Here is a 4,929-nt window from a genome sequence, read left to right on the forward strand (position 1 = left end):
GGCCGTCGGCTGCGGCGGCGGCTCCGCGGGAGGCGGCGGCAGCAGCAACGACAATCCCGAGCAGCTGACGTACTGGGCCAGCAATCAGGGCGCGACGGTGGAGGAGGACAAGCGGGTGCTGGGCCCGGAGCTCAAGAAATTCCAGCGGCGCACGGGCATCACCGTCAAACTCGAAGTGATCCCCTGGAGCGATCTCCTGAACCGCGTACTCGCCGCCACCATTTCCGGCCAGGGCCCCGACGTCCTCAATATCGGCAACACCTGGTCCGCTTCGCTCCAGGCCGGGGGCGCGCTGCTGCCCTTCGACGACGCGACGTTCCGGGCCATCGGCGGGAAGGACAGATTCGTGCCCTCGGCGCTCGCCGCCACCGGCGCGGCGGGCAAGGACCCGGCGGCCGTACCGCTCTACTCCCTCGCCTACGGCCTCTACTACAACAAGAAGCTCTTCAGACAGGCCGGCATCGACAAACCGCCCGCCACCTGGGACGAATTGGCGGCCGCCGGAAAGAAACTCACCGGCCGCGGCCACTGGGGGCTCGCAATCGAAGGCGCCAGCTACTCCGAGAACTCCCACCACGCCTTCGTACTCGGAAAGCAGCACGGCGCGGACTTCTTCGACGGCGCCGGAAGACCCCGCTTCGATTCGCCGGGCGCGGTGGCGGCCGTGAAACAGTTCGTCGATCTCCTAGCCAAGGACCGCATCGTCGCGCCGGGCAATGCCGAATACGCCACCCAGCGCTGCGTACGGGATTTCGCCGCCGGAAAGGCGGCCATGCTGATGTGGCAGTCCGCGGCCGGCGCCCTGAAAGCCCACAACATGACACCGAAGGATTACGGAGTGGCTCCCGTGCCCGTACGGACCAAGGGCGCAACCGGCGGCAAGGGCGTCAACTCAATGGTCGCCGGCATCAATCTCGCCGTGTTCAAGAACACCGACAACCACGACGGCGCGCTGAAATTCGTGAAGTTCATGACCTCGACCGAGGAGCAGAAGCGGCTCAACAGCAGTTTCGGCGCGCTGCCCCCGGTCAAGGAGGCCCAGCGGGACGAGGCGTTCGCCACGCCCGATCTCACCGTGCTCCGCGAGACGCTGGCCAGGAGCGCCGCGCCGCTGCCCATGGTGCCGGAGGAGAGCCAGTTCGAGACGCTCGTGGGCACGGCGATGAAGGAACTGCTCGCCGACGCCGCCGCCGGGCACGAGGTCGGCACGTCGAGCGTCAAGGAGCGCCTCGCGAAGGCCCAGCAGCAGATGCCCCCGCGGTGAAGGGCCTCAAGAACCGGGCCGGGAGCCGGACCGAGGGTCAGGCTCAGCACCCGGACACAGGCACGAGCACGAGCACGAGCCGGGTCCGAAGCCGCCCCGCCGTCGCGCGGCTGCGCCGCACCGGTCTCCCCTACCTCCTCCTGCTGCCCGCCCTCGCCCTCGAACTCCTCGTCCACCTCGTCCCCATGGCCGTCGGCGTCATCATGGCGTTCAAGGCCCTCACCCAGCAGTATCTGCGCGACTGGACCACCGCCCCCTGGGCCGGCCTCGGCAACTTCCGCATCGCCGTCGACTTCGACGCCCCCGTCGGCGCGGCCCTGCTGCACTCCTTCTGGGTCACCTGCTGCTTCACCGTCCTCGCCGTGGGCCTGGCGTGGCTGTTCGGGACGGCGGCGGCCGTCCTGATGCAGGACCGGTTCCGCGGCCGCGGCCTGCTGCGTACGGCCTTCCTCATCCCGTACGCGCTGCCCGTCTACGCGGCCGTCATCACCTGGTCGTTCATGTTCCAGCGCGATACGGGCCTGGTGAACCACGTGCTGCACGACCAGCTCGGCATCCTGGGCAGCCCGCCGTTCTGGCTGATCGGCGACAACAGCTTCGCGGCGCTGGTGACCGTGTCCGTCTGGCGGTCCTGGCCGTTCGCGTTCCTCATCCTGACGGCCGGGCTCCAGAACATCCCGCGCGAGCTGTACGAGGCCGCCGCCATGGACGGCGCGGGCGTCTGGCAGCAGATCCGCCGGATCACGCTGCCCTCGCTCCGCCCCGTCAATCAGGTCCTGGTCCTCGTGCTGTTCCTGTGGACCTTCAACGACTTCAACACGCCGTACGTGCTCTTCGGCAAGTCCGCCCCCGAACCGGCGGACCTGATCTCCATTCACATCTACCAATCATCGTTCGTCACATGGAACTTCGGCTCCGGCGCGGCCATGTCCGTACTGCTCCTGCTGTTCCTCCTCGTGGTGACGGTCGGTTACCTGCTGGCGACCGCGCGCGGCAGAAAGGAATCCGATGGGTGACACCGTGCAGTATCAGTCGCGGAGCGCCGTGCGGCAGCGTCTCTCCCCCGATACCGTCCGCGACGCGGCCCGGCGCCGTTCCCCCAACGCCCCGCCCCGCTCCTTCCTTTGGACCCGGCGGATCGTGCTCACCCTGCTGGCCGTCTTCGCGCTCACTCCCGTCTATGTGATGCTGAGCAGCTCGCTCAAGCCGCTCAAGGACGTTCAAGGCGCGTTCAGTTGGATTCCGAGCACGCTCACCCCGCGCCCGTACGCCGACATTTGGCACACCGTCCCGCTCGCCCGCTACTTCTTCAACTCCCTTGTCGTAGCGGTGTCTTCCACGCTCTGCGCGGTGGTGGTCGCGGTTTTCGCCGCCTACGCGATAAGCCGTTACCGTTTCGCGGGCCGCCGCTTCTTCTCCGTCACGGTGCTCTCCACCCAGATGTTCCCGGGCATCCTCTTCCTGCTGCCGCTCTTCCTCATCTTCGTCGGCATCGGCAACACCACGGGGATCGCGCTGTACGGGTCGCGCGGCGGGCTCGTCCTGACCTATCTGACCTTCTCGCTGCCCTTCGCCATCTGGATGCTCATCGGGTACTTCGACTCGATTCCCCGCGATCTCGACGAGGCGGCGCTGGTCGACGGCTGCGGGCCGCTCGGCGCGCTGCTGCGCGTCGTGGTGCCGGCGGCGGTGCCCGGCATCGTCGCCGTCTGCGTGTACGCGTTCATGACGGCCTGGGGCGAGGTCCTCTTCGCCTCGGTCATGACGAACGACACCACCCGCACGCTCGCCGTCGGGCTCCAGGGCTACGCGACCCAGACGGACGTCTACTGGAACCAGGTGATGGCCGCCTCACTGGTCGTCAGCGTGCCGGTGGTCGCCGGTTTTCTGCTCCTTCAGCGCTACCTCGTGACCGGCCTCACCGCCGGAGCCATCAAATGAGCCACTGAATGCGTGTGATTTCATGGGTAGTTGACGAGATTCGCCACACTGCGCGACGAATTCGAGGGCCCGCCCTTGTCGTTGATGATGTGGTGGATCGTTCCCGTGCCGCCCAGCGAGACCGTCACCATGTCGTGGAATCTGACGCCCGGCGCCTTCGGGGCCTCGAAGGCGTGCTCCGCGGCGACGGCGGGGTTCACGTTGAAGAAGCAGTAACTGCCCAGCCCCCACGCCTCGTGACGGGTGACGGAGCCGGCCACCTTGTAGGCGGCATAGCCCTTGGTGTTGCCGTCGGTGTCGCCGTGGGTCCACGCCGCCTGGTTCGGCGGGTCGTACGGCATCTCGTTCTGAAAGAAATACGTGCGTCCGCCGTCGCCGTTCCAGACGACCTGGTGCTTCTGGTAGTGCTCGACGAACAGCCCGTACATGGTGACGTCGGCGCCGTTCACGATGAGGCCGTTCGCGGCGGTGTTGGTGGTCCAGCCGACGCCGTCGCCGTGGTCGGCTCGCCACAGCCACAGGTGGTCGCCGATGACGTCGGAGCTGTTGACGACCAGGCTCTTGGCCGCCCGGCCGGCGCCCGCGCCGCCAATCCGGAAGAACACGTCGTGCAGCGAGGTCGGGTTCGCGGTGTGGCGTGCGGCGGAGCCGGGCGGTCCGACCTCCATGAGAACGGGCGACTCGGCCGGGCCCGCGTCGACGAGCAGGCCCGCGATCTTCACCCCGTCGACGTCGCCGACGGACATCGCGGTCACGCCACGGTCGGGCACGAGGGTCGCCAGGCCCAGCCCCAGCACCACGGTGTCGGGCCGGGTGACCTTGAGCGTCCGGTCGAGGTGGTAGACGCCGGGCGTGATCAGCAGGTCCTTGCCCTGCGCGAGCGCCGCGTCCATCTCGGCGGCGGTGGCGCCCGGCTTGACGATGTGGAACCGGCTCAGCGGCAGCGACGCGCCCGCCTGCGCCCTCCCGCCCGCCCAGGTGGTGCCCTGGGTGTTCGTGCGCGGCGCGGGCACGAACACCTGATAGGCGCCGGCCTTGTCCACGTAGAGGAAGGGCTTCTCACGGACGGCGGGGGTGCGGTCGACCCTGGTGTACGCGGGGTGGGGGAAGTCGCCGGCGGGCGCGTTCTTCGCTCCGACGAAGACCATGTTCCAGTTGGCGCCCGTCCAGTTCCCCCATTCGGTGTTGCGGGAGATCCACTGCTGCTGGGTGCCGGGCAGCACCTTCCCGTCGATCTTGGAGTCGGCCATGAACCCGCCGCTCGCCCACCCGCCGTCGTCCAGCCGCAGGTCGCCGCGGACGTGCATACGGCGGTACGGGGCGGCCTGCGACACGGCCCAGCGGTCGGCGCCCGAGGCGGGAGTGACGGAGAGGTTCTCGGCGCCGCGCCAGAAGTTCTGGGTGGCGTTGCCCTGGAACCAGTCGGCCTCCGCGTGCACCGCGCCCCTGATCGTGACGTCGTCGGGCGACAGGCCGAGCCCCGCGACCTGGGTGTAGAAGCCGACGTCGGCGTCCACGTCGTACGAGCCGGGCTTGAACAGCAGCGCCTGCCGCGCGCCGCCGAACTGGCTGCTCTCCTGCCGCGCGAAGACGCTGTCGAGCTTGGCCTGCACGGCCGCCCGCGGCATCGAGGGGTCGAAGACGCTCACATTCGGGCCGAGGTCGGGGGTGCCGGGAGGCTGTGGGGCGGCAGGGGGCGCGGGGGCGGATGTGGCCGCCATGGG

4 protein-coding genes are annotated in these 4,929 nt (G+C 69.0%); 3 read left to right on the forward strand and 1 reads right to left on the reverse strand.

Annotated features, from left to right (window positions below; all coding sequences use genetic code 11):
• From ACFU99_RS32930 to ACFU99_RS32940, 3 genes are all read left to right on the forward strand, one after another.
• Nucleotides 1–1,264, forward strand: a 1,264-nt coding sequence (locus ACFU99_RS32930) for an ABC transporter substrate-binding protein (protein ID WP_384399017.1), incomplete at its 5' end; no start/stop codon positions are given.
• The gene (locus ACFU99_RS32935; protein ID WP_384399019.1) at nt 1,261–2,280 is read left to right on the forward strand and encodes a carbohydrate ABC transporter permease; all 1,020 of its coding nucleotides are present in this window, start codon (nt 1,261–1,263) and stop codon (nt 2,278–2,280) included. The genes ACFU99_RS32930 and ACFU99_RS32935, both read left to right, overlap by 4 nt.
• Nucleotides 2,273–3,205: a carbohydrate ABC transporter permease gene (locus tag ACFU99_RS32940; RefSeq protein ID WP_384399021.1), complete on the forward strand. Its 933-nt coding sequence runs from the start codon at nt 2,273–2,275 to the stop codon at nt 3,203–3,205. The genes ACFU99_RS32935 and ACFU99_RS32940 overlap by 8 nt, the downstream gene beginning before the upstream one ends.
• A gap of 20 nt (nt 3,206–3,225) precedes the next feature.
• Here ACFU99_RS32940 and ACFU99_RS32945 read toward each other — a convergent pair.
• Nucleotides 3,226–4,929: coagulation factor 5/8 type domain-containing protein (locus tag ACFU99_RS32945; protein WP_384399023.1), on the reverse strand; the 1,704-nt coding region annotated here is incomplete at its 5' end.

The organism is Streptomyces sp. NPDC057654 (assembly GCF_042800135.1).
In the GTDB taxonomy this organism is placed as follows: domain Bacteria; phylum Actinomycetota; class Actinomycetes; order Streptomycetales; family Streptomycetaceae; genus Streptomyces.